The sequence below is a fragment of the Paraburkholderia sp. MM5477-R1 genome (genome assembly GCF_050436385.1).
GTDB lineage: Bacteria > Pseudomonadota > Gammaproteobacteria > Burkholderiales > Burkholderiaceae > Paraburkholderia > Paraburkholderia tuberum.
In genome coordinates this window covers 583827-603153 of sequence record NZ_JBNDMC010000003.1, presented here as the reverse complement: position 1 = coordinate 603153, position 19327 = coordinate 583827, and the positions used below count along the sequence as shown (strand labels likewise).

Here is a 19327-nt window from a genome sequence, read left to right as displayed (position 1 = left end):
TCCCCTGGTGGCGGCCGGTGGACGTAGGTTCCGGCGGTGCCGTCAGGGGCGCTCAGCCTTTGACTTTATCGGCCGCCTGCTCGTCGGCCTCGTCCAGCCCGCCCCGCGTGTCGCGGCTTTCCGTGAGCCGCCGCCGCACGAAGCCGATGTGCTCGCGCAGCACGTAGAACTGGTCCGCGTACGCGAGCGGCATCTTCATGCCGTTGACCGAGTCTTCAATCGTGTCGAGCCGCTCGATCAGCGACGCGCGTTCGGCCGACGCATGTTCGCTGAGCGCGCTGCGCTCGATCGCGATCAGAGAGCCGTACCAGCGATAGATGCGCGATTTGACGCGCCACGCGTACAACCCGGGCACGATGCGCAGCGCCGGCACCAGCAGCACGATCAGCGGCACGATGATCACCAGCAGGCGGTCCGCGAGACTCGCGATCCAGAACGGCAGCGTTCGGTACAGGAAGCTCTTGCCCGACTTGTAGTAGCGCGCGGCGTCGTCGGAAAGCGGGAAGTCGTGCGCGAGCGGGGCGGGGAATTCGCCGGCGCGCTGCATCGTCGTCGCGCCGCCATGCACCTCGCGCGCGGCTTCGATCAGCAGATCGGACAGCGCCGGATGCAGCGAATCGCGCGCGATCAGCTCGGCGGTCGGCGCGACGATGCTGATCGAGTTCGCCGGCAGGTTCTTGCCGAGGTCGAAGGCGCCCATCGGCACCTTCAGCTGCGTCAGGTACGGAAAGCGGCGCGTGTACGCGTCGGCCTGCGAAAAATCGTAGAAGCGCACGTTCTGCGTGCGGTAGAGCTTGCCCATCACGGCCGGCTGCGCCGAGTCGCCCGCGAGGAAGGTCGCGTCGATCGTGCCGTCGATCAGCGCGTCGGCGGCGGCGTCGCCCGTTAGCGGCAGCAATTGGGTCGGACCGCCCGGCACGATGCCGTTGGCCTTCAGCAGCGCGAGCGCGAGCTCGCGCGTGCCGCTGCCCTCGGGGCCGATCGCGAGGCGTTCGCCCTTGAACCCGGACAGCCAGTCGACGGGGGCGCCGCGGTAGAAGATCGCGAGCGGCACGTAAGCGACGCTGCCGAGCGACATCAGGCTTTTGTCCTTGTCGAGCCCGGCTGGCGCGATGCCGCTCTGCACGAAGCCGACGTCGACGTCCGCGTTCGGGTCCAACAGCCGCTTCAGATTTTCCTGCGAGCCCTGCGAGGCCAGCACGTTCAGCGTAATGCGATTGCGCGCAAGGATCGTCTTGTACTTCTGCGCGGCGATCCAGAAGGTGCTGTCGACGGGACCGGCGCTAATCGTCAGCGTATTCGGCGGGGCGGGTTGGATCAGCCGCACGGCGGCCCAGATTGCGACGATCACGAGCAGCACGAGCGGGCCGAACGAGACCGCCAGGTCGCGCCACGAGATCGCGACAAAACGGGCAACGAGATGGGTAGGGCGGGTGCGGCCGGTGTCAGGCTTCATCGGATCATCTGAAAGCGGCGGTCGATCGGGCTCGAATGCGCGAAGGCGGCTTGGGCGGCGCGCGCCAGCACGCGTCGCGCCGATGGTACCTGAGATTGGCGCGGCCGCGAAACGCGTAGCCGCCCGTCACGCCGACAAACGCGTAACAAATGGTGAGCACCGCGGTGAACGCCGGCATGAGCGCTGGCATGATGCCGGTGCAAATTCTTGCGCGACCACGGAGCGTGTCTGCTTCTCTCCGGCACGCATGACGCACCCGCTGTCGGCGCGCCACGCCGCGCGCTAAATCCTTTGCGCTTCTGTGCCGGCTAGATTAAATTGTGCATCGCTACCGCGATCCAACGTTTGCGGCGCGACCCCGGCAAGACGGACAAGAACCGGGTGCGTCGGCGGACGTCGCGGTTTGCCGGTTACCGGTAATCAGCCTCTTTCGCCTCTTGCACATCGTGTCACAGCCGTTGATGGCCGTCGCTCACGCGCGCGTTCGCGCGATGACGGCCGCCCGTAGTCGTAACAATGCCGCTTGTTCATGCGGTCCAATGTGAAGCCAAGGAGAAGAGAGCTATGAAGACGGTCGGTTTTCTGAAAGCACTGGGTCCGGTGGTGGCGATGGTGGTGGCGTGCAACGTCTACGCCCAAAACGCTCCGGCAACCGATACGGCGTCGGCGGCAGCCGCCGTCAAGGCCGGCAAGGCAGCGAATCACGAACTTGGCCGTAAGGTGCGCCACGCGCTGACGAAGACCCAGGGTCTCGACGTGTCGCACATCGCCGTGCGCGCGCGCGGCGGCGCAGTGACGCTGACCGGCTCGGTGCCGACCCAGGGACAGATCGATGCGGCCGGCGAAGCCGCCAAGGGTGTCGACGGCGTAATGTCAGTGTCGAACAAGCTCAAAGTGGTGCAGCAGTAAGCGGTACGCGTGCGCGCGGCGCCGCAAGGCCCGCGTCGCGCGGTGGTGCGCAGCGGCTTGGGGCATGGGCGCCGTCACCGGCGTCGCGTAGACGGTTTGACGCCGCGCTTGCATCGCGTCGCGAGGTCTATCTATCAACCTGGAGGCTCTGGCATGATCGCCGGAGCTTTTTTTTCGCCGCCGGTTTTATGGCGTGGCACTCGCGAGGTTTTGCGGGACCGCAGCAATGCGGCTTGCCGCACACACAGGTCCTGATGGAGGCGCGGCCGTCGCGGATTCGTGCGCTGCGACACATTACCGACGCATCGCGAGGCGTACTGTGACCAAGAGGGAAGGGGGAGCCAAGGTCATGGAAACCACGCTGTTTCGCTATATCGATCTGCCGATCGGCGATCGCGCGGCATTCGAACTGGTGTGCGCGCGACACGGTTTCGCGCCCGCGCATTTCGACGTCAGTGCGAGCATGGCACCCGGTGAGCCGGCGCACGAGCGGGTCGTCACCGTGCGGCGCGGCAGCTGGTCACAGTCGTATTACGACCGCCACGGTCAGTGGGTCAGGCAGTTCGAGGCGGATCTGACCTGCCGGTTTTTCAAATAGACACGGGTTGCGGTGTGCGCGCTTGACGCGTCTTCAGCGCCTCACGACAACACCAGCCGCACGCCGACCAGCGTCAGCGTCGCGGCGAGCAGATTGCGCAGCAGCGCGTCCGGCGCGCGCGAGGCCAGATAGCTGCCGATCGCGATGCCGGGCAGCGATCCCACCAGCAGCGACAGCAGCATCGACCAGTCGATCGAGCCGAGCAGCCAATGCCCGGCGCCCGCGAGCAAGGTCAGCGGCACCGCGTGCGCGATGTCGGAGCCGACGATGCGCGTCGTCGGCAGCATCGGATACAGCAGCATCAACACCGTCACGCCAATCGCACCCGCGCCCACCGACGTCAACGACACCAGCACGCCGAGGGTCGCGCCGGTCAGCATGGTCAGCGCGAGCGTGCGTGCCTGGCTCGGCGCGCGTTGCTTGCGCGCGCCGAGCGCCGCGAGCTGCGGACGGAACACCAGCGCGATCGCGGTAATCAGCAGCGCCGCGCCGAGCACGACCTGGATCAGCCGGCCCGCGCCAGGCGTATCCATTCCATAGCGATGCAGCAGGATCAGCGTGACGGTCGCCGCGGGCACGCTGCCGGCCGCGAGGCGCAGCGTGACCTGCCAGTCGACCGAGCCCTTCAGTCCGTGCACCAGCGTGCCGGTCGCCTTGGTGGCGGCCGCGTACAGCAGGTCGGTGCCGACCGCGGTGGCAGGGTGCACCTTGAACAGCAGGACGAGGATCGGCGTCATCAGCGAGCCGCCGCCGACGCCCGTCAGCCCGACCAGAAAGCCGACGAACAGGCCGGAGACGGAGTACAGCAGATCGATGTGGGGTAGAGCCATTGAACGGAAAGCTGACGCAGCGCGGGTGAAGGGTTGGGCGGCAAGACCGGCGTAGGCGCCGGGGCGGGTGGGTGCGGCGGCGTGCGGTGCGCTGCACGGCCGCGTCGGCCGGCGCCTCAGCGGCGAAAGGCGCTATTGTCGCAAAACTGCCGCGTCGGCGTGCGGCACTTGTTTAGGGGGAGCGCGTCGCGGCTGGCAGCGGGCTGCGTTCCGCGTGTGCGGCGCTGATGTGCCGCATGGCGTGTGAGGTGCCGCTCAGAGCGCGCGGCGGATTTCGACGACGCCGAACGCCGCGAGCGTGAAGCCGACCACGCGATCGATCGCGACGCGTAGCCTGCTGCCGATCGCATGACGCGCGAGCGACACCATGGTCACCAGACAGCACCACCACGCGATCGAGCCGGCGAACACACCGCTGACCGTCGTCAGCGCGATGGCCGGCGAGAACGCGCCGCGTGGCGCGAGCGTCGTGAATAGCGCCGCGAACATGATGACGGTCTGCGGATTGGTCAGCGTCAACAGCAGCGCGCTCGCGTACGCACGCAGCGCGCCGGCGCGGCCGATCTGCGCGAGCTTGCCGTTGCCGTTGCCATTGCCGTCGGCGGTTTCAGCGGGCGGCTTCTGCAGCAGCGCGCGCACGCCGAGATACAGCAGGAACAGGCCCGCGAGCAGATGCAGCGGGCGGTCGTACGCGAGCATGAACTGAGAAATGCCGACGAGGCCGAGCGCCGCGATCAGCCCGTAGGCCGCGTCGCCGCTGGCGATGCCGAAGCCGATCGCGAGTCCCGCGCGCGGACCGCCGCTCAGCGTTCGGCGGATGCACAGCATGCCCATCGGGCCGACCGGCGCGGCGATCGCGAGGCCGACGCCGGCGGCCGTGAAAAACAGACTGGTGGTGGACATGGGCAGGTTCTCGAGCGTTGTTCTGGTTGGGGCGGTCGCCTGCGGGCAGCCGGCGCACCCGCCAGCATAGCCATCCCGAAAATCGCGGGCAAGGGCGGGGATGGGTGAGACTCGACGCGCGATGACACGCTTCAGCGGATCGGCCAGCATGGCGATGAAAGCTGACATCGCCGCGCTCGCTTACAACGGCTTTTTTGTCAGAAAAACAAAAATGCCGCTCAGTTGCTTAACTGAACGGCATTGCGGCTCAATGCCGCTTTTTTTTTGGCCGTGATATCGGGAAAATTCGCCTAAAAATGAGATGGCCAGAGCAATCGTTAATATCTGTCAATGAAGTTTTTGTCTCAAATTAAAATCATTGACCGTGCCCCCGTTTAGATGCTTAATTTGCCGGGTGTTTTCTGGAAAATCAAAGGAGGTCAAATGGGACAACAGAAACAGGCAGGTGCCGCGGGCGAGGAAGAGTGCCAAGTTTGTCGTGTCACCTATTCAATATACGCAAACTTCCCGCCAATGCCGTCTGCAATGGCGATGAACGTCGAAACTGGCGAATGGTTTCCGCAGGATAGGCTTCGGTCGTATTCGAACGGTTACGAAATGGCCGACGCCCTGGGTTATGCATGGGCGTGCGATTGCCGCGGTCGCACGGCGGCCTCAGCGCTGACGTCGAAAATTCGCACTCACGACGAGTATTACGTGCTCAAAAAAAGCGATGGCCAACCCCTCGCCAACGTGCGTTACAGAATTGTCGTTGACGGTAAACGGGTGATAACGGGAACCACAAGCCAGAGCGGACACACTGTGCGCGTAGTTACTCGCGGAACGGCAAGCCTCAAACTTCAATTGGAGAAATAGGAATGCCGGAAAGTCCGGATTGGCTAACGGTTCACGACACCGCGTGTACAAACACGAACCCGAACTCATGCGTTGAAGTTCGGATTGCAGCGAACCTGTTGTCGTGGAATATTCCAGACAACAGTTATGGTGACAAGTTGCCTATCATTCCCTCATCCTCGCGTGTGATGCACGGAAAGATTCTGTACCGTCTGGCTATCCAGGCCGCAGTGAAAAGTCGTCGAGGAGATTCGGTTTTCGGGCGTGCCCTATCGATCAGGAGCAGCCGTCCGGGCGACACAATACGGATTTCAGGTCCGACCGATTTAGACGGTTGCGCGACGGTTATTCTCGAATCGCGCGAACCCGGGGATTTGACACTCACCGTAGCTGACGAAGATATAACCTCGGTCCCGCTGCGTTTGAGGTTCAAGGACGCATGGTACGAGAGCACGTTTCTTATTACGGGGTATCACGTTTGCTTCGAACAGGATTTTACAGGTGAAATTGTGATTGCTCGCGGAACCAACGATCAACACAAGCGCGATTTTCTCTATGGCGCGCGAGGCGTTGTCATGCAGGGAACCGGTAAAGCATCTAACGGGCGCTATATTCGACCAATACAGGTGAATTCAGGTTGGCATAGAAATAGTCACGGCAATCGCGACTATCTCAACAACCCGGATGGCGTAGCCTTCTCTTACACGGATTCAGTGCAAGGCGCATTCGGACCGGTTACGGAGAATCGTTCGATAGCGGTTGATCCTAACGTCATACCGAAGCACGCTCAAGTCGAAATAGAGATCGTCGGCAGACGCTTCGCCGATGATACTGGCAGCGCGATTACCGGCCATCACATCGACAATTTCGTCGGTGCGGGCGCCGTTGTCCAGTCCGCTTGGGAGCATGGGGCGGTAAACAATACGCAGCGCAAAGTTAAGTATATTGGATGACCGTCGAGGAATAGAGTTATGAGTAAACAACGCTTAGCACATAGACTCAGCGCCGGGTTGTTTTGTACGTTGCTTGTTCCGACTGTCTACGCTGACGGGTCGATTAGCTTCAACGATTACATCGTGCCGATGCTGAAGGATCGCCCCCAATTTAAGGAATTTATACTGCAATCGTTTTCGGTTACGGATACGGGATGGGGGATCCGAATAAATAGTCCGACAATGCCCCATATGGGCGGCGCGCGAATGGGACCATACAGATTCCAGGCTATCTGGCATAGTCCGCGTGGCGACACTCCTGTTACTCTTGTAATTGATACTAAAACGGAGTTTTTTGATCGCCACCGTCGGCAAATAACCGGTAGCGATCTACGCGGAACCACTTCGATTACGGAAACGCTGGACTCTATTGAAGTCGAGCCAGCCCAAACACAATAGCTTGCGCATCCTATGACCGCAATCGTTGGCCCGCTTTGTGGGACCTTCCATCTTGTCTTGCCGGAAGACAATCTGCACCTTGGGCAGAGCAGTATCAGTCAACACGCCAGAGAGTTTTTGAAAGGACTTGAGGCGAACAGAACGCGCCATCAATGCAAAAGTGCACGTACCGTTGTTTCAGTACGTGTACGATGCATTGGTGAGTGTTTCTTTTAATGCTGTAGCAGACCATGCTGCGGACGAATTGACGCATCGCGAAAATCAGGTGACTGCCGAAATATTCCGAATTACATAAAAAAGATTTCGCTGTTCCTCGAGCTTGCGTCAACGCCGGGAAACGGAGGCTGGAGTGTTCTCTGAAGGTGTATATGATGCGTCCCACTAGAATGCTTGCTGTGCGGCTTATCATGGTTTCGATGTTTAATTTTCTTGATTCAACTGCGCTGAGCAAAACAATTTACTCGGTGCAGTTCGACTACAAAAAAGCAGCGCCATCATCGGTTTATTTTTCTGGAAAATTGCGCGAGGAAATTGACCGTCTTTGCAAGACCGGTGAGCACGCGGCAACCGCCGATATCGCTGCGTGCAGCCACAGGAATTTCGAACAAATTTACGCAGAATTGAATTCCACGATTAAATCGTTGGAAACTGAGTTGAGGAAAGGCGATGTTGATTTGAAGGTCGATAACAATCCTGTTGCATTGCCTTACTTTGAGAAAGGACAAAGGGCATGGGTCGAGTATCGCGACAACCAGTGTTACGCTGAGAGCTATTCATTAGGCGAAGCGTCGGTGCGTTATATGACGTTTTGGGATTGCATGGCGCGCATAACGAAAGGGCGGATAAGCGATCTGAAGAGCACGGAAGACTAACGGAAGGCAACCGCGCCTCAAACAAGTCGCCCCGCTTTGCGGGCTTTCCATTCGAGCGTCAACGTGCTTGTTTCTGCACTGCTTTGCACGGCAAGCCGTGGTTCGAGCCGCACCGCAAGCGACAGAAATCCTCCACGGCCTTCCACGATCAACCATAATTCCCCCCACCCCCAACCCACAAATCCGCTGCGCCGATGTGGCAAATCGATCAGGTGACGCTGCGCTTGTTCATCGCCGTGTGCGAGGAAGGCACGATCGCGCGCGCGGCCGAGCGTGAGTTCATCGCGCCGTCGGCGGTCAGCAAGCGGCTCGCCGATCTCGAAGCGCTCGTCGATGTCGCGTTGCTGTCGCGCAGCCAGCGCGGCGTGCGCGCGACCGCCGCCGGCGAAGCGCTGTTGCGCCACGCGCGGCTCATCATGCGCGGCCACGAACGCCTGCAGGCCGAACTCAGCGAGTATGCGGCCGGCGCGCGTGGGCATGTGCGCGTGCTCGCCAACGTGTCGTCGATGGTGGAGTTTTTGCCCGAGGCGTTGTCGGCGTTTCTGCAGGCGAATCCGGCGATTCGCGTCGACGTCGAGGAGCGCGTCAGCGCGGACATCGTGCGCGGACTCGAAGAGGGTGTGGCCGATCTGGGCATCTGCCGCGACACGGTGCCGCTCGGCAGTCTCGACACGTTGCCGTATCGCGCCGACCATCTCGCGCTGATCGTGCCGCGCGCGCATCCGCTCGCGGGCGAGGCGCAGATCGGCTTCGAGCAGACGCTCGGGTTCGATCATCTGGGGCTCGCATCGAATGCGTCGGTCAACGCGCTGATGCAGCGCATCGCGCTGGAGAAGGGCAGCGAGTTGAATTACCGCACCTATGTATCGACTTTCGACGCCGCCTATCGCTTCATCCAGGCGGGTCTCGCGGTCGCGATCCTGCCGCGCGAGGCGCTGCCGCGCCATGCGGCCGACGAGTACGGCATCGTCGCCGTGCCGTTGCGCGAGGCGTGGGCCGCGCGGCGCTTCGTGATCTGCATGCGCGATCGCGCGGCGCTGACGCTGGCGGCCGCGCGATTGCTCGAACATCTGCTGAGCGCCAGATAAGACGGGCGACGCACTTCGTCACCCGCGCTTCGCCACCTCCCCAGACAAACCCCTAAGCATTTCACCCAGGCGAGCGCCAACGCCCGCGCCATCGGCCTGAGCGGCCATCGCGAGCGGCGATGGTGTGCTTCGTCAAAGCAGACTTTGCCGCGCGTCGTCACGCGGGCACGCTGTGATCCAGTCAGCGCATCACTTCCATCCAACGGGCCTCTGAAGCCCGCGTCCACGACCAGGATTCCAACCGATGAATGAAACCCGCGAGCGCGTCGTCGTGACCGAGGTCGGTCTGCGCGACGGTCTGCAAAGCATTGCCCGCATCATGTCCACCGACGACAAGCGGCGCTGGATCGACGCCGCCTACGCGGCCGGCGTGCGCCACATGGAAGTCGCGTCGTTCGTGCCGGCGAAGCTGCTGCCGCAAATGGCGGACGCCGCCGACGTAGTCGCCCACGCCCGTAGCTACGACGATCTCAGCGTGAGCGCGCTCGTGCCGAACCTGAAGGGCGCGCAGCACGCGCTCGAGGCTGGCGTAGAGCGCATCGTCGCGCCGATCTCGGTGAGCGCCGCGCATAGCGCCGCGAACGTGCGCAAGACACCCGCCGAGATGATCGACGCGTTCGCCGCGATGCGCGAGCTGATCGATGGCGCGCCCCCGGCAGGTGGGCGCCGCGTCGAGTTGATCGCCGGTTTGTCGACGGTGTTCGGCTGCACGCTGCAGGGTGCCGTGCCGTACGCGGATATCGCCGCGATCGCGCGCGCCGCGGTGCAGGCCGGCGCCGACGCGATCGCGCTCGGCGATACGACCGGCGAAGCGACGCCGCGTCAGGTTGGCGAGGTCATCGAGCTGGTGCGCGACGTCGCGGGCGACAGGCTGCGCTCGCTGCATTTCCACGACACGCGCGGCCTCGGGCTCGCCAACACGCTGGTCGCGCTGCAGCACGGGATCCGCGAGTTCGATGCGTCGCTGGCTGGTCTCGGCGGCTGTCCGCATGCGCCGGGCGCAACCGGCAACGTCAATACCGAAGACCTCGTGTTCATGCTTCACAGCATGGGCTACGACACCGGTATCGACATCGCGCGGCTACTCGCATCGCGCGCGGTGCTGGCGCAAGCGCTGCCGGGCGAGCCGCTGTACGGCTATCTCGCGCGAGCGGGATTGCCGAAACAGTTCGCGCACGCGCAAGCGGTCGCGCGCGACTCCGCGAGCTACGCCGAATCTTTGCATTGTCTCCATTCTTCCGTTCCGCAGGTGCCGCAATGACTCCGCTTTCCTCCGCTACTTCAGCTTCGTCGTCGACGTCCTCGCCGCAGCCGGGTACCTTGCCGCTCGCGGGCATCCGCGTGATCGAGTTGTCGCATATGGTGATGGGTCCGACCTGCGGCATGATTCTCGGCGACCTCGGCGCCGAAGTGATCAAGGTCGAGCCGCCGCGCGGCGACAGCACGCGCCGGCTGCTCGGCACCGGCGCGGGCTTTTTCCGCACCTTCAATCGCAACAAGAAGAGCGTCGCGCTCGATCTCGACAGTGAAGCCGGTCTCGCCGCGCTGAAGCAACTCGTCGATAGCGCCGACGTCTTCGTCGAAAACTTCAAACCCGGCCGCATGGCGAGTCTCGGCCTCGATTACGCGACGCTGCGCGAGCGCAATCCGCGGCTGATTTACGTGTCCCACAAGGGCTTTCTCAATGGTCCGTACGAACATCGTCTGGCGCTCGACGAAGTCGTGCAGATGATGGCGGGCCTCGCGTACATGACCGGTCCGGTGGGCCGTCCGCTACGCGCGGGCAGCTCGGTCAACGACATCATGGGCGGCATGTTCGGCGCGATCGGCGTGCTGGCGGCGCTGCACGAACGGCACGCGAGCGGCCGCGGCAAGGAGGTGCAGAGCGCGCTGTTCGAGAACTGCGTGCTGCTCTCGGCGCAGCACATGCAGCAGTTCGCGGCGACCGGCGTGGCCGCCGCGCCGATGCCCGAGCGCATCAGCGCCTGGGCCGTCTACGACGTGTTTACGCTCGCGCACGGCGAGCAGATGTTCATCGCCGCGACCGGCGACGCGCAGTGGCGCGCGCTGTGCGCGATTCTCGAACGCGACGATCTGCTCGCCGATGCGCGCCTCGCGACCAACAACGACCGCGTGCTCGCGCGCGGCTGGCTGCTGCAGACGCTCGGCGAAAGCCTGAGCCGTCTCGACGGCGCGACACTCGTGCCGCTGTTCGAGCGCAATCACATTCCGTTCGCGTCGATCACGAAGCCCGAGGAGTTGTTCGACGATCCGCACCTGAACGCGAGTGGCGGCCTCGTGCCGCTGACGCTCGACGACGGCAGCGAAACCGCGATGCCGTTGCTGCCGATTTCGCTCGACGGTGCGCGTCTCGGGCCGCGTCGGCCGATCGCGAAGATCGGCGAGCACACCGTCGAGGTGCTGCGCGAACTCGGGTTCGACGACGCGCGGATCGCGGAGCTCGGCGGTGGCGTGCAATCGCGGGCGCCGCGCGCGGCTGCGTGAGCGTCGTGCCGCGCTTGACCCGCTGCAGCGGGCAATAGACCAATAATTCTGGAGACAGACGATGAAATCGTCGAATCAGGCGATGTACTCAACGGCGCTCGGCGATGCCGGCGCGCTCGACGGCTCACCCACGGACGCGGGCGCGGATGCGGCAGGCTCGGACCGCGCCGGCGCGATCGCGCTCGACGGCGCGCGCATTTCCGCGCGGCTCGACCGGCTACCCGCGACCCGCACGATCTGGCAGCTCGTGATGCTGCTGAGCTTCGGCATGTTCTTCGAACTCTACGACCTGATGTACTCCGGCTATATCGCGCCGGGACTCGTGCACAGCGGCCTGCTGACGGCCACGACGCGCGGCCTGTTCGGCACGAGCGGCGTCGCGAGTTTCATCGCCGCGCTGTTCGCGGGCCTGTTCATCGGCACGGCGGCCTGCGGCTTTCTCGCCGACCGCTTCGGCCGGCGCGCGATCTTCACCTGGTCGCTGCTGTGGTACACGGCGGCCAACGTCGTGATGGCGTTCCAGCACACGGCGCTCGGATTGAACTGCTGGCGCTTTATCGCGGGAGTCGGCATCGGCGTCGAGATCGTCACGATCGGCACGTATATTTCCGAACTCGTGCCGAAGCACATTCGCGGGCGCGCTTCGGCGTGCTCGCAGGCGGTCGGCTTCTGCGCGGTGCCGATCGTCGCGTTCCTGTCGTATCTGCTGGTGCCGCAACGCCTGTTCGGTCTCGACGGCTGGCGTGTGGTCGTGCTGATCGGCGCGATTGGCGCGATCGTGGTGTGGTGGATTCGCCGCGGCTTGCCGGAGAGCCCGCGCTGGCTCGCGCAAAAAGGCCGCCTCGACGAAGCCGACGCGGTGATGACGCGTCTCGAAGCACGCGTCGCGCGCGAGTATCGGCGCCAATGCGGCCTGCCGTTGCCCGAGCCGGCGCTGCCCGAACCGGTGCGCGCGCGGGCGGCGTTTCGCGATCTGCTGGTGCCGCCGTATCGCAGGCGCACGCTGATGCTGATCATCTTTCACGTGTTCCAGACGATGGGCTACTACGGCTTCGCGAACTGGATTCCGACGCTGCTGATGAAGCAGGGCATCACGGTGACGACGAGTCTGATGTACGCGAGCATCATCGCGATCGCGGCGCCGCTCGGGCCGTTGCTGGGGCTGCTGATCGCCGATCGCTTCGAGCGCAAGACCGTCATCGTCTGCATGGCGGCGGTCAACGTCGTGTGCGGACTCGCGTTCAGCCAGGCGCGCGAGACGGTGCTGCTCGTGAGTCTCGGCGTGTGCCTCGTGCTCGCGGGCAACATCATTTCATACAGCTATCACGCGTACCAGGCCGAACTGTTTCCGACCGGCATCCGCGCGCGCGCGGTCGGCTTCGTTTACTCGTGGAGCCGGATTTCGGCGATGTTCTCGGCGTTCGTGATCGCCGCCTGCCTCGGTCGCTTCGGCGTGAACGGCGTGTTCGTGTTCATCTCGGGGGCAATGGCGATCGTCATGGTCGCGATCGGTACGCTGGGACCGAAGACGCGCGATGTCGCGCTCGAGGATCTTTCGAAGTAGCTAGGAGTCTTGGCGAGTCTCGTCGTTGCTCGACAGCCGGTCCGATACGTTGCCGAGCAGCAGCGCGAGCAGCACCACGCCGATCATTGCGAACAGGAACCCGCCGATCATCGTGGCAAGTATCAGCGTGATCCATGAAATGCCGTTCATGTGTGCGGGTCCAGCGCGTTTGTCGGGGGCATCGTACCCCGTTCAGAACCACTTTTATGTGCGCTTGCCCGCCGTAAACCTGTCAGGCGACGCCGAACTATCGTCGCGTCGTGCCATTACGCGGCGCGTTCTCGACGGGTGTCACAGTCGTTGCATAGGGGATGGCGGACTTCGTTCGCTGTCCCCAAGCCCCTTTGCGGAAACCTCGTAGTCCATTTCCGCAATCGGTTGGCGGAAATGCACCCGCTCGCACCCGACTTATTCCGCCATTGGCCCATCTATTGCGGGGGCGCTAAAGTCGTCCGATATCCTTGTTTCAGGTTTGAAACGTTAATCGCCACGTTAATATTCCCGTCATCAATAAAAAATAGATTAAATAATCTGTTCTGGCGCGTTGAGTGCTTCCATTGGACGGGCGAAGGGTCGGTTGCGCGGCGCTTGCGCGGATCGTCAGGGGAAGTTGTCGACAGCCGGACCCGCTTGGTAGGGCCGGGGGTTTTCACTCATCGATAGCCAATTCCGGCAAAAAATCTCTTTTCAAATGCCGCCTCGGGGGGTATATAAAGCGGGACACGCCGCTTTTCGAGTAGCCGCGCAGTGTGCGCTGGCGTACGCATTCATTTTTTAAATTGCATTAAGATTTGCGAGTGCATATTCAACCATATGCGGTTAGACGATTAATCCAGTGAAAAGACGGTCGTTTCGGTATTGTGCCGAATTGCACTGGCCGATCACGTATTCATAGTGCCAATATGTCTGCACTTTCGGACATGACGGCAGAGCGCCGGAGGCCGTCGCTATGATGCACTGCGCGGAGTTCGCATTGTGCGTGATCGTAAAAGGTGTAGTAGATCGTTTTCTGTCGAGAGGATGACTATGACCTGCGCGAGTCTCGAGTCTGCAATGCTGCGCTGGGTGCATGCTCCGAACAAGGGCGTGCGTCGTGTCGCGATTCTGTTGTTCAACGACTGCTCGCTGCAAGGGGCGGGCGTGATCGCCGAGGTGTTCCAGGCTGCCAACGAACTCGCCACTTCCGGTTCGGGCGCGTGGCTGTACGACGTATCGTTCTTGTCCGCCGGCGGCGGCATGGTGATTTCGTCGTCGGGTTTGCGCGTCTGGACCGACGGACTCGACGCGCGCCATTACGGCGGCTTCGACGCGCTCTATGTGGCGGGCGGCAAGGGCGCGGCGTCGGCGGCGCGCGATGAGCGTCTGCTTGGATGGCTGCGGCGCGTGCGTCGCAACACCTCGATGATCCGGCCGATCGCCGAAGGGCGCGCGGTGCTCGACGCGGCGGCCCTGCCCGAGGACAAGGACGGAAGCGACCCGCACCAGCCGGCCTTGGCCAGAATTGGCGCGGGCTCGGCGGAGCAGGGCGTCGTCGACCTTAACGACCGGCTGGAATCGATGCGCAGCGCGCTCGCGATGATCAAGCGCGATCTGGGCAACGCGACCGCGCGCTCGGCTGCCGAGCGGCTGCTGTCCGACTCGTGCACGAACCTCGCGCCGCTGCTCGGCGAGGACGGCGGCATGAGTCCCGGCGACAAGGTTCGCGCGGCGGCGCGCTGGCTGCAGGAAAACTGCCAGCAGGCGATTTCGATTGCGGATGCCGCGCAGTTCGCGGCGATGAGCGAGCGCAACTTTCTGCGCCGCTTCAAGATGGAAATGGGTATCACGCCGTCGAGTTTCCTGTTGCACGAGCGCCTCGCGGTGACGTGCAGCCTGTTGACCGAATCGGAATTGCCGGTCGACAAGATCGCCCGGCGCACCGGGATGGGCAACGGCGACCGGCTAGCGAAAGTGTTTCGCAAGCGGATGAGGATTTCGCCGACCGAGTTCAGGATTCAAAGCCGCCGCATGGCAGGCGAGTAGCACCGACGGAGCCAGCCCGGTAACCGCGCGTGACAGGCGGGGACGGGTCCGTTGTTCGTCGTACCTTGCAGATCGAAAAGGATTCCCGATATGTTGACGCAGGCAGGTGTGAGCGCCCGATCCGTCGAGCCGAACGGCGCAAGCGCCGGGGTTGCTGGCGCGCGCTGCGCGCACATCGTCCCGGTCATTCTCGCGGGCGGCTCGGGCACGCGGCTTTGGCCGGTGTCGCGCGAAAACTTTCCGAAGCAGCTGATCGACGTGGTCGGCTCCGACTCGCTGCTGCAGGCGACCGCGCGGCGGCTCGAGAGCTTCCCGGCGGGCTGGAGCGTCGACGCTTCGCCGATCGTCGTGTGCGGCGAGGAGCATCGCTTCGTGATCGCCGAACAGTTGCATGAAAACGGCGTCGACGCGCGTCTGATCGTCGAGCCCGCGCGCCGCGACACGGCGCCCGCGCTGACGCTCGCGGCATCGCTCGCGTGCGCGGCCGGCGACGACGCCATCCTGATCGTGATGCCGGCCGACCACGCGATCGCGGACGTGCCTGCCCTGCAGCGCGCGCTAGCGTGCGCGGCGCACCACGCGAGCGAGGGCGCGATTGCGACGCTCGGTGTGCCGCCGACGCGTGCCGACACCGGCTTCGGCTATATCCGGATCGGCGCGGCATTGGCCGCTGGCGGCCACACGATCGACGGTTTCGTCGAGAAGCCCGCCGAGGAAATCGCGAGGCAATACCTGGCGGCCGGCACCTACTGGTGGAATAGCGGCATCTTCATCGTGCGTGCGCGCGTGTGGCTCGACACGCTCGCGGCGCTGCGGCCCGACATGCATGCGCCGTGCGCAACCGCGTTCGCGAGCGGCAAGCAGGACGGCGACGTATTCCGGCCATCGCACGACGCGTTCCTCGACGTGCCCGCCGATTCGATCGACTACGCGGTGATGGAGCGTTTGACCGAACCGGCGCCGGCGCAAGACGACAGCGCGAGCAACGTCGAAGCGCAAGGCGCGGCACAGAACGATATGCAAGCTCAAAGTCGAGCCGCGGTCATTCCCCCCGGCGTCGTGATCCCGCTCGAAGCCGGCTGGTCCGACCTCGGCTCATGGGACGCGGTATGGGCCGCGATGGAGAAGGACCCGAACGGCAACGCCGGGCGCGGCCGCGTGGCGTTCGAAGGCGCGGTGTCCTGCTATGCGCATTCCGAAGGGCGGCTCGTCGCGTGCGTCGGCACCGCGAACGTCGTCGTGGTCGAGACCGCGGACGCGGTGCTCGTGGTGGATCGCTCGCATGTGCAGGACGTCAAGGGGCTCGTGTCGCGCATCAAGGCGCAGCACGCGCCGGAGGCCGACGCGCATCGCAAGGTGCGGCGCCCCTGGGGCTTCTACGACTCGATCGATCGCGGCGAGCGCTTCCAGGTCAAGCGCATCGTCGTGACGCCCGGCGCAAAGCTGTCGCTGCAACTCCATCATCATCGCGCTGAGCATTGGGTGGTCGTGCGCGGCACCGCGCTCGTCACGCGCGGCGAAGAGCAGTTCCTGCTCAGCGAAAACGAATCGACCTACATTCCGCTCGGCACGCGTCACCGGCTCGAAAACCCCGGCAGGGTGCCGCTCGAAATCATCGAAATCCAGTCGGGTACCTATCTCGGCGAAGACGACATCGTGAGGTTTGACGACAACTACGGCCGCTGCCCGTAGGCAGCCCATGCACGCCCCTTTTTGCGTACAGGAACGGCAGAACGAGGTAAGTAAAATGCGCAAGTTTCAGGATCTGCTCGCGCGGATTTTCGATGTCGCTCTGGTATTGGCGGGTGCGACCGTGGCGTCGCGGATCCGCTTTGATTATCTCGGCCAGTCGGGTTTCTACTGGGCGCTGGTGATGTTTTCGGCTGCGTTCGCGCTCGCGATCTTCCCCGCGTTCGGCGTCTACGAATCATGGCGCGGCCGCTCGAAGCTCGGTCTCGCCGGTCAGGTGTCGCTCGCGTGGCTGATCGTGCAGGCCTGCGCGCTCGTGCTGATGTACTCGCTGCATCGCATCGATATCGTGTCGCGGCTGTGGTTCTCGTACTGGACCGCGACGACGGGTGGCCTGCTGATCGCGAATCGGGTGATCGCGCACGCGGTGCTCGCGCGGGCGCGCGGCGCGGGTATGAACCTGCATCAGGTGGCGATCGTCGGCAGCGGTTCGCAGTGCGATGCGCTCCTGCGCCGCATCGAGTCGGCGCCGACCGCGGGCTTTCGCGCGACCGCCGTCTACAACACGCGCCCGGACGACTCCGGCGTGACGAATCCGTGCGTGCCGGTGTTCGATCGCGTCGATCTGCTGGCCGACTACATCCGCACCAACGACGTGCACGAGCTATGGCTGATGCTGTCGCTGTCCGAGGAGCCGCTGATCTGCGCGCTGATCGACGAGTTCCGCGACGACCTCGTGAATATCCGCTTCATGCCGGACGTGCGCAGCCATGCGCTGTTCGAAGGCAGTGGCGTGGTCGATCTGCTCGGCGTGCCGGCGATCAATCTGGTCGCCTCGCCGCTGTCGGCCAACGCGATGCTGAAAAAGGAAGTCTTCGACCGGCTGTTCGCCGCGGCCGCGATCGTTGCCCTCGCGCCGCTGCTGCTTGGCATCGCGATCGCGGTCAAGCTGTCCTCGCGCGGACCGGTGCTGTTCAAACAGAAGCGTAAGGGCGCGGACGGCCGTGTGTTTACGATCTACAAGTTCCGCTCGATGCGCGTGCATACCGAAGCGAAGGGCACTTTGAGCCAGGCGACGCGCAACGACACGCGCGTGACGAAAGTGGGCGCGTTTCTGCGCCGCACGAGCCTCGACGAACTGCCGCAATTTTTCAACGTGTTGCGTGGCGACATGTCGGTCGTAGGACCGCGTCCCCATGCGCTCGAGCACGACGACCTCTATCAGAAGGTGGTCGCGGGCTATATCAATCGCTACCGGATCAAACCGGGAATCACGGGCTGGGCGCAAATCAACGGCTTCCGTGGCGAAACCGACCGCATCGAGAAGATGGAGCGTCGCGTCGAACATGACCTGTACTACCTGGGTCACTGGTCGTTCGCACTCGACATGCGGATCATCGGCGCGACGATTGTCGCCGGACTGGTGCATCGAAACGCTTACTAGAAAGTCGATAACAACGCCTCGGGGCGAAGGAGTAAAGATCATGAGCTCACTTGGTTTTCGCACAGGAAGTCTTGTGGTTTTCGCAAGCGCAGCATTGCTTTCCGGATGTCAGATCGTACCGGGACAACGGATGGTCACGCCGGCCGCGATTCAGGACACGGGTGGCGAATTCAGTACCGAAGGCTCGCAGCAGAAGCAGATTCCGATCACCGATATCAATCTGGAACTGCTGAAGAAGATGAATGCCGACCAGACTGCCTCGGTGTTGCCGCCGACGACGACGGGTCTGTTCGGCAAGCCGGCCATGTACAGGGTCGGCCCCGGCGACGTGCTGCAGATCGTCGTGTGGGATCACCCGGAACTCGCGGCCGCGCTGGGACAGCCGCCGACGACCTCGCGCCCTTCCGATGCAATTCCGGGCTTCCTGATCGACGAGAACGGCGACATCCAGTTTCCGTACGCGGGCAACCTGCACGTCGCCGGCAAGGACGTCGCGACGATCCAGCGCGAGCTGTATTCGCGGCTGAGCAAGGTCTATCAGAAGCCCGAGGTGACGGTGCGCGTCGCGTCGTTCCGTAACGCGACGGTGTATATCGACGGCGAAGTGCGCACACCGGGCACGCAATCGATCAACGACATTCCGCTGTCGCTGACGAACGCGATCGGCCTGAGCGGCGGCTTCAACACGACAGCGGATCGCAGCCGGGTCGATCTGATCCGCGACGGCAAGACCTATAGGCTGAACATCGACGACCTCGTCAAGCGCGGCCGCAATCCGTCGGATATCTATCTGCAGCCGGGCGATACCGTGCGCGTGAACGCGCGCGAAGACAGCGGCGTCTACGTGATGGGCGAAGTCAACAAGCCGGCCACGGTGCTGCCGTTGCGCAACGGCTCGCTGACGCTGTCGCAGGCGATCTCCGACGGCGGCAGCTTCGACTCGAATACCGCCTCGGGGCAGCAGCTGTTCGTGATCCGCAATTCGACCAGCGACTCGCCGCAGATCTATCACCTCGATGCGACCTCGCCGGTGGCGATGCTGCTCGCGAACCAGTTCGAGCTACAGCCGAAGGACATCGTGTACGTCGGTCAGGGCGGTCTGGTTCGCTTCAACCGTGTGTTGAACCTGCTGTTGCCCGCGATCAACGCGGCGGTGACGGGAGTCGTCGTGTCGAAGTGACGCTTGCGTGACGCGATATCTGAACCGGCAGGCCTTGTTGGG

Annotated in this window: 19 protein-coding genes; 15 read left to right on the top strand and 4 right to left on the bottom strand. The window is 63.6% G+C overall.

The genetic code is table 11. From position 1 onward, the window contains the following. Window positions 1–52 precede the first annotated feature (52 nt). Window positions 53–1456 carry a TAXI family TRAP transporter solute-binding subunit gene (locus OKW35_RS06075; RefSeq protein ID WP_429551493.1) on the bottom strand — a complete coding sequence of 468 codons (1404 nt, stop codon included), beginning with the start codon at window positions 1454–1456 and terminating at the stop codon, window positions 53–55. Window positions 1457–2020: 564 nt separating this feature from the next. Here OKW35_RS06075 and OKW35_RS06070 point away from each other — a divergent pair. Both OKW35_RS06070 and OKW35_RS06065 read left to right on the top strand, forming a co-directional pair. Then, entirely contained in the window at window positions 2021–2365 is a 345-nt protein-coding gene (locus OKW35_RS06070) for a BON domain-containing protein (protein ID WP_184055489.1), read from the top strand. A gap of 349 nt (window positions 2366–2714) precedes the next feature. Further along, window positions 2715–2963 (top strand): hypothetical protein, encoded by a 249-nt coding sequence (locus OKW35_RS06065; protein ID WP_429551492.1) that lies wholly within the window; start codon window positions 2715–2717, stop codon window positions 2961–2963. Between the two features lie 41 nt (window positions 2964–3004). On the opposite strand, the gene OKW35_RS06060 is transcribed toward OKW35_RS06065, so the two are convergent. Beyond that, on the bottom strand, window positions 3005–3793 hold the full coding sequence (locus OKW35_RS06060; RefSeq protein ID WP_090803240.1) for a sulfite exporter TauE/SafE family protein: 789 nt from the start codon (window positions 3791–3793) through the stop codon (window positions 3005–3007). A 255-nt stretch (window positions 3794–4048) separates the two neighbouring features. Next, entirely contained in the window at window positions 4049–4696 is a 648-nt protein-coding gene (locus tag OKW35_RS06055) for a LysE family translocator (protein ID WP_429551491.1), read from the bottom strand. Window positions 4697–4817: 121 nt separating this feature from the next. Between OKW35_RS06055 and OKW35_RS06050 the strand changes: the two genes are divergently transcribed. The 9 genes from OKW35_RS06050 to OKW35_RS06010 all read left to right on the top strand — a co-directional run bounded on the left by OKW35_RS06050 (window position 4818) and on the right by OKW35_RS06010 (window position 12950). Continuing rightward, a complete protein-coding gene (locus OKW35_RS06050) occupies window positions 4818–4970 on the top strand; it encodes a hypothetical protein (RefSeq protein WP_429551490.1) in 153 nt (50 codons plus the stop codon). Window positions 4971–5119: 149 nt separating this feature from the next. After that, window positions 5120–5551 carry a hypothetical protein gene (locus tag OKW35_RS06045; RefSeq protein WP_429407289.1) on the top strand — a complete coding sequence of 144 codons (432 nt, stop codon included), beginning with the start codon at window positions 5120–5122 and terminating at the stop codon, window positions 5549–5551. 2 nt (window positions 5552–5553) lie between these two features. Continuing rightward, the gene (locus OKW35_RS06040; protein WP_429551489.1) at window positions 5554–6483 is read left to right on the top strand and encodes a 3D domain-containing protein; all 930 of its coding nucleotides are present in this window, start codon (window positions 5554–5556) and stop codon (window positions 6481–6483) included. Window positions 6484–7048: 565 nt separating this feature from the next. After that, a complete protein-coding gene (locus OKW35_RS06035) occupies window positions 7049–7216 on the top strand; it encodes a glycoside hydrolase family protein (RefSeq protein WP_409259510.1) in 168 nt (55 codons plus the stop codon). Between the two features lie 73 nt (window positions 7217–7289). After that, complete coding sequence (locus tag OKW35_RS06030) at window positions 7290–7793, top strand: lysozyme inhibitor LprI family protein (protein ID WP_429356670.1); 504 nt, start codon at window positions 7290–7292, stop codon at window positions 7791–7793. 194 nt (window positions 7794–7987) lie between these two features. Beyond that, window positions 7988–8881, top strand: coding sequence for a LysR family transcriptional regulator (locus tag OKW35_RS06025; protein WP_429356671.1), 894 nt, complete (start codon window positions 7988–7990; stop codon window positions 8879–8881). A 244-nt stretch (window positions 8882–9125) separates the two neighbouring features. Then, window positions 9126–10142 carry a hydroxymethylglutaryl-CoA lyase gene (locus tag OKW35_RS06020; RefSeq protein ID WP_429551488.1) on the top strand — a complete coding sequence of 339 codons (1017 nt, stop codon included), beginning with the start codon at window positions 9126–9128 and terminating at the stop codon, window positions 10140–10142. Then, on the top strand, window positions 10139–11386 hold the full coding sequence (locus OKW35_RS06015; protein ID WP_184038399.1) for a CaiB/BaiF CoA transferase family protein: 1248 nt from the start codon (window positions 10139–10141) through the stop codon (window positions 11384–11386). Before OKW35_RS06020 ends, OKW35_RS06015 begins: the two co-directional genes overlap by 4 nt. A gap of 61 nt (window positions 11387–11447) precedes the next feature. Continuing rightward, the gene (locus OKW35_RS06010; RefSeq protein WP_184062194.1) at window positions 11448–12950 is read left to right on the top strand and encodes an MFS transporter; all 1503 of its coding nucleotides are present in this window, start codon (window positions 11448–11450) and stop codon (window positions 12948–12950) included. On the opposite strand, the gene OKW35_RS06005 is transcribed toward OKW35_RS06010, so the two are convergent. Beyond that, complete coding sequence (locus OKW35_RS06005; protein WP_176109418.1) at window positions 12951–13100, bottom strand: hypothetical protein; 150 nt, start codon at window positions 13098–13100, stop codon at window positions 12951–12953. It lies immediately after the preceding gene. A gap of 876 nt (window positions 13101–13976) precedes the next feature. Between OKW35_RS06005 and OKW35_RS06000 the strand changes: the two genes are divergently transcribed. From OKW35_RS06000 to OKW35_RS05985, 4 genes are all read left to right on the top strand, one after another. Further along, complete coding sequence (locus OKW35_RS06000; protein ID WP_184062422.1) at window positions 13977–14972, top strand: helix-turn-helix domain-containing protein; 996 nt, start codon at window positions 13977–13979, stop codon at window positions 14970–14972. Window positions 14973–15062: 90 nt separating this feature from the next. After that, on the top strand, window positions 15063–16664 hold the full coding sequence (locus tag OKW35_RS05995; RefSeq protein ID WP_429407281.1) for a sugar phosphate nucleotidyltransferase: 1602 nt from the start codon (window positions 15063–15065) through the stop codon (window positions 16662–16664). A gap of 55 nt (window positions 16665–16719) precedes the next feature. Then, window positions 16720–18105, top strand: coding sequence for an undecaprenyl-phosphate glucose phosphotransferase (locus OKW35_RS05990; protein WP_184062192.1), 1386 nt, complete (start codon window positions 16720–16722; stop codon window positions 18103–18105). 40 nt (window positions 18106–18145) lie between these two features. Then, a complete protein-coding gene (locus OKW35_RS05985; protein ID WP_429551487.1) occupies window positions 18146–19285 on the top strand; it encodes a polysaccharide biosynthesis/export family protein in 1140 nt (379 codons plus the stop codon). Window positions 19286–19327: the final 42 nt, after the last annotated feature.

Excerpts from the sequence above, each read along its gene's own strand:
- OKW35_RS06055 (WP_429551491.1), bottom strand. The coding sequence starts at position 4,696 with ATGTCCACCACCAGTCTGTTTTTCACGGCCGCCGGCGTCGGCCTCGCG.
- OKW35_RS06075 (WP_429551493.1), bottom strand. The coding sequence starts at position 1,456 with ATGAAGCCTGACACCGGCCGCACCCGCCCTACCCATCTCGTTGCCCGT.
- OKW35_RS06060 (WP_090803240.1), bottom strand. The coding sequence starts at position 3,793 with ATGGCTCTACCCCACATCGATCTGCTGTACTCCGTCTCCGGCCTGTTC.
- OKW35_RS06045 (WP_429407289.1), top strand. The coding sequence starts at position 5,120 with ATGGGACAACAGAAACAGGCAGGTGCCGCGGGCGAGGAAGAGTGCCAA.
- OKW35_RS05985 (WP_429551487.1), top strand. The coding sequence starts at position 18,146 with ATGAGCTCACTTGGTTTTCGCACAGGAAGTCTTGTGGTTTTCGCAAGC.
- OKW35_RS05995 (WP_429407281.1), top strand. The coding sequence starts at position 15,063 with ATGTTGACGCAGGCAGGTGTGAGCGCCCGATCCGTCGAGCCGAACGGC.
- OKW35_RS06070 (WP_184055489.1), top strand. The coding sequence starts at position 2,021 with ATGAAGACGGTCGGTTTTCTGAAAGCACTGGGTCCGGTGGTGGCGATG.
- OKW35_RS06065 (WP_429551492.1), top strand. The coding sequence starts at position 2,715 with ATGGAAACCACGCTGTTTCGCTATATCGATCTGCCGATCGGCGATCGC.
- OKW35_RS06025 (WP_429356671.1), top strand. The coding sequence starts at position 7,988 with ATGTGGCAAATCGATCAGGTGACGCTGCGCTTGTTCATCGCCGTGTGC.
- OKW35_RS06005 (WP_176109418.1), bottom strand. The coding sequence starts at position 13,100 with ATGAACGGCATTTCATGGATCACGCTGATACTTGCCACGATGATCGGC.
- OKW35_RS06000 (WP_184062422.1), top strand. The coding sequence starts at position 13,977 with ATGACCTGCGCGAGTCTCGAGTCTGCAATGCTGCGCTGGGTGCATGCT.
- OKW35_RS06050 (WP_429551490.1), top strand. The coding sequence starts at position 4,818 with ATGACACGCTTCAGCGGATCGGCCAGCATGGCGATGAAAGCTGACATC.
- OKW35_RS06020 (WP_429551488.1), top strand. The coding sequence starts at position 9,126 with ATGAATGAAACCCGCGAGCGCGTCGTCGTGACCGAGGTCGGTCTGCGC.
- OKW35_RS06030 (WP_429356670.1), top strand. The coding sequence starts at position 7,290 with ATGATGCGTCCCACTAGAATGCTTGCTGTGCGGCTTATCATGGTTTCG.
- OKW35_RS06015 (WP_184038399.1), top strand. The coding sequence starts at position 10,139 with ATGACTCCGCTTTCCTCCGCTACTTCAGCTTCGTCGTCGACGTCCTCG.
- OKW35_RS06010 (WP_184062194.1), top strand. The coding sequence starts at position 11,448 with ATGAAATCGTCGAATCAGGCGATGTACTCAACGGCGCTCGGCGATGCC.
- OKW35_RS05990 (WP_184062192.1), top strand. The coding sequence starts at position 16,720 with ATGCGCAAGTTTCAGGATCTGCTCGCGCGGATTTTCGATGTCGCTCTG.
- OKW35_RS06040 (WP_429551489.1), top strand. The coding sequence starts at position 5,554 with ATGCCGGAAAGTCCGGATTGGCTAACGGTTCACGACACCGCGTGTACA.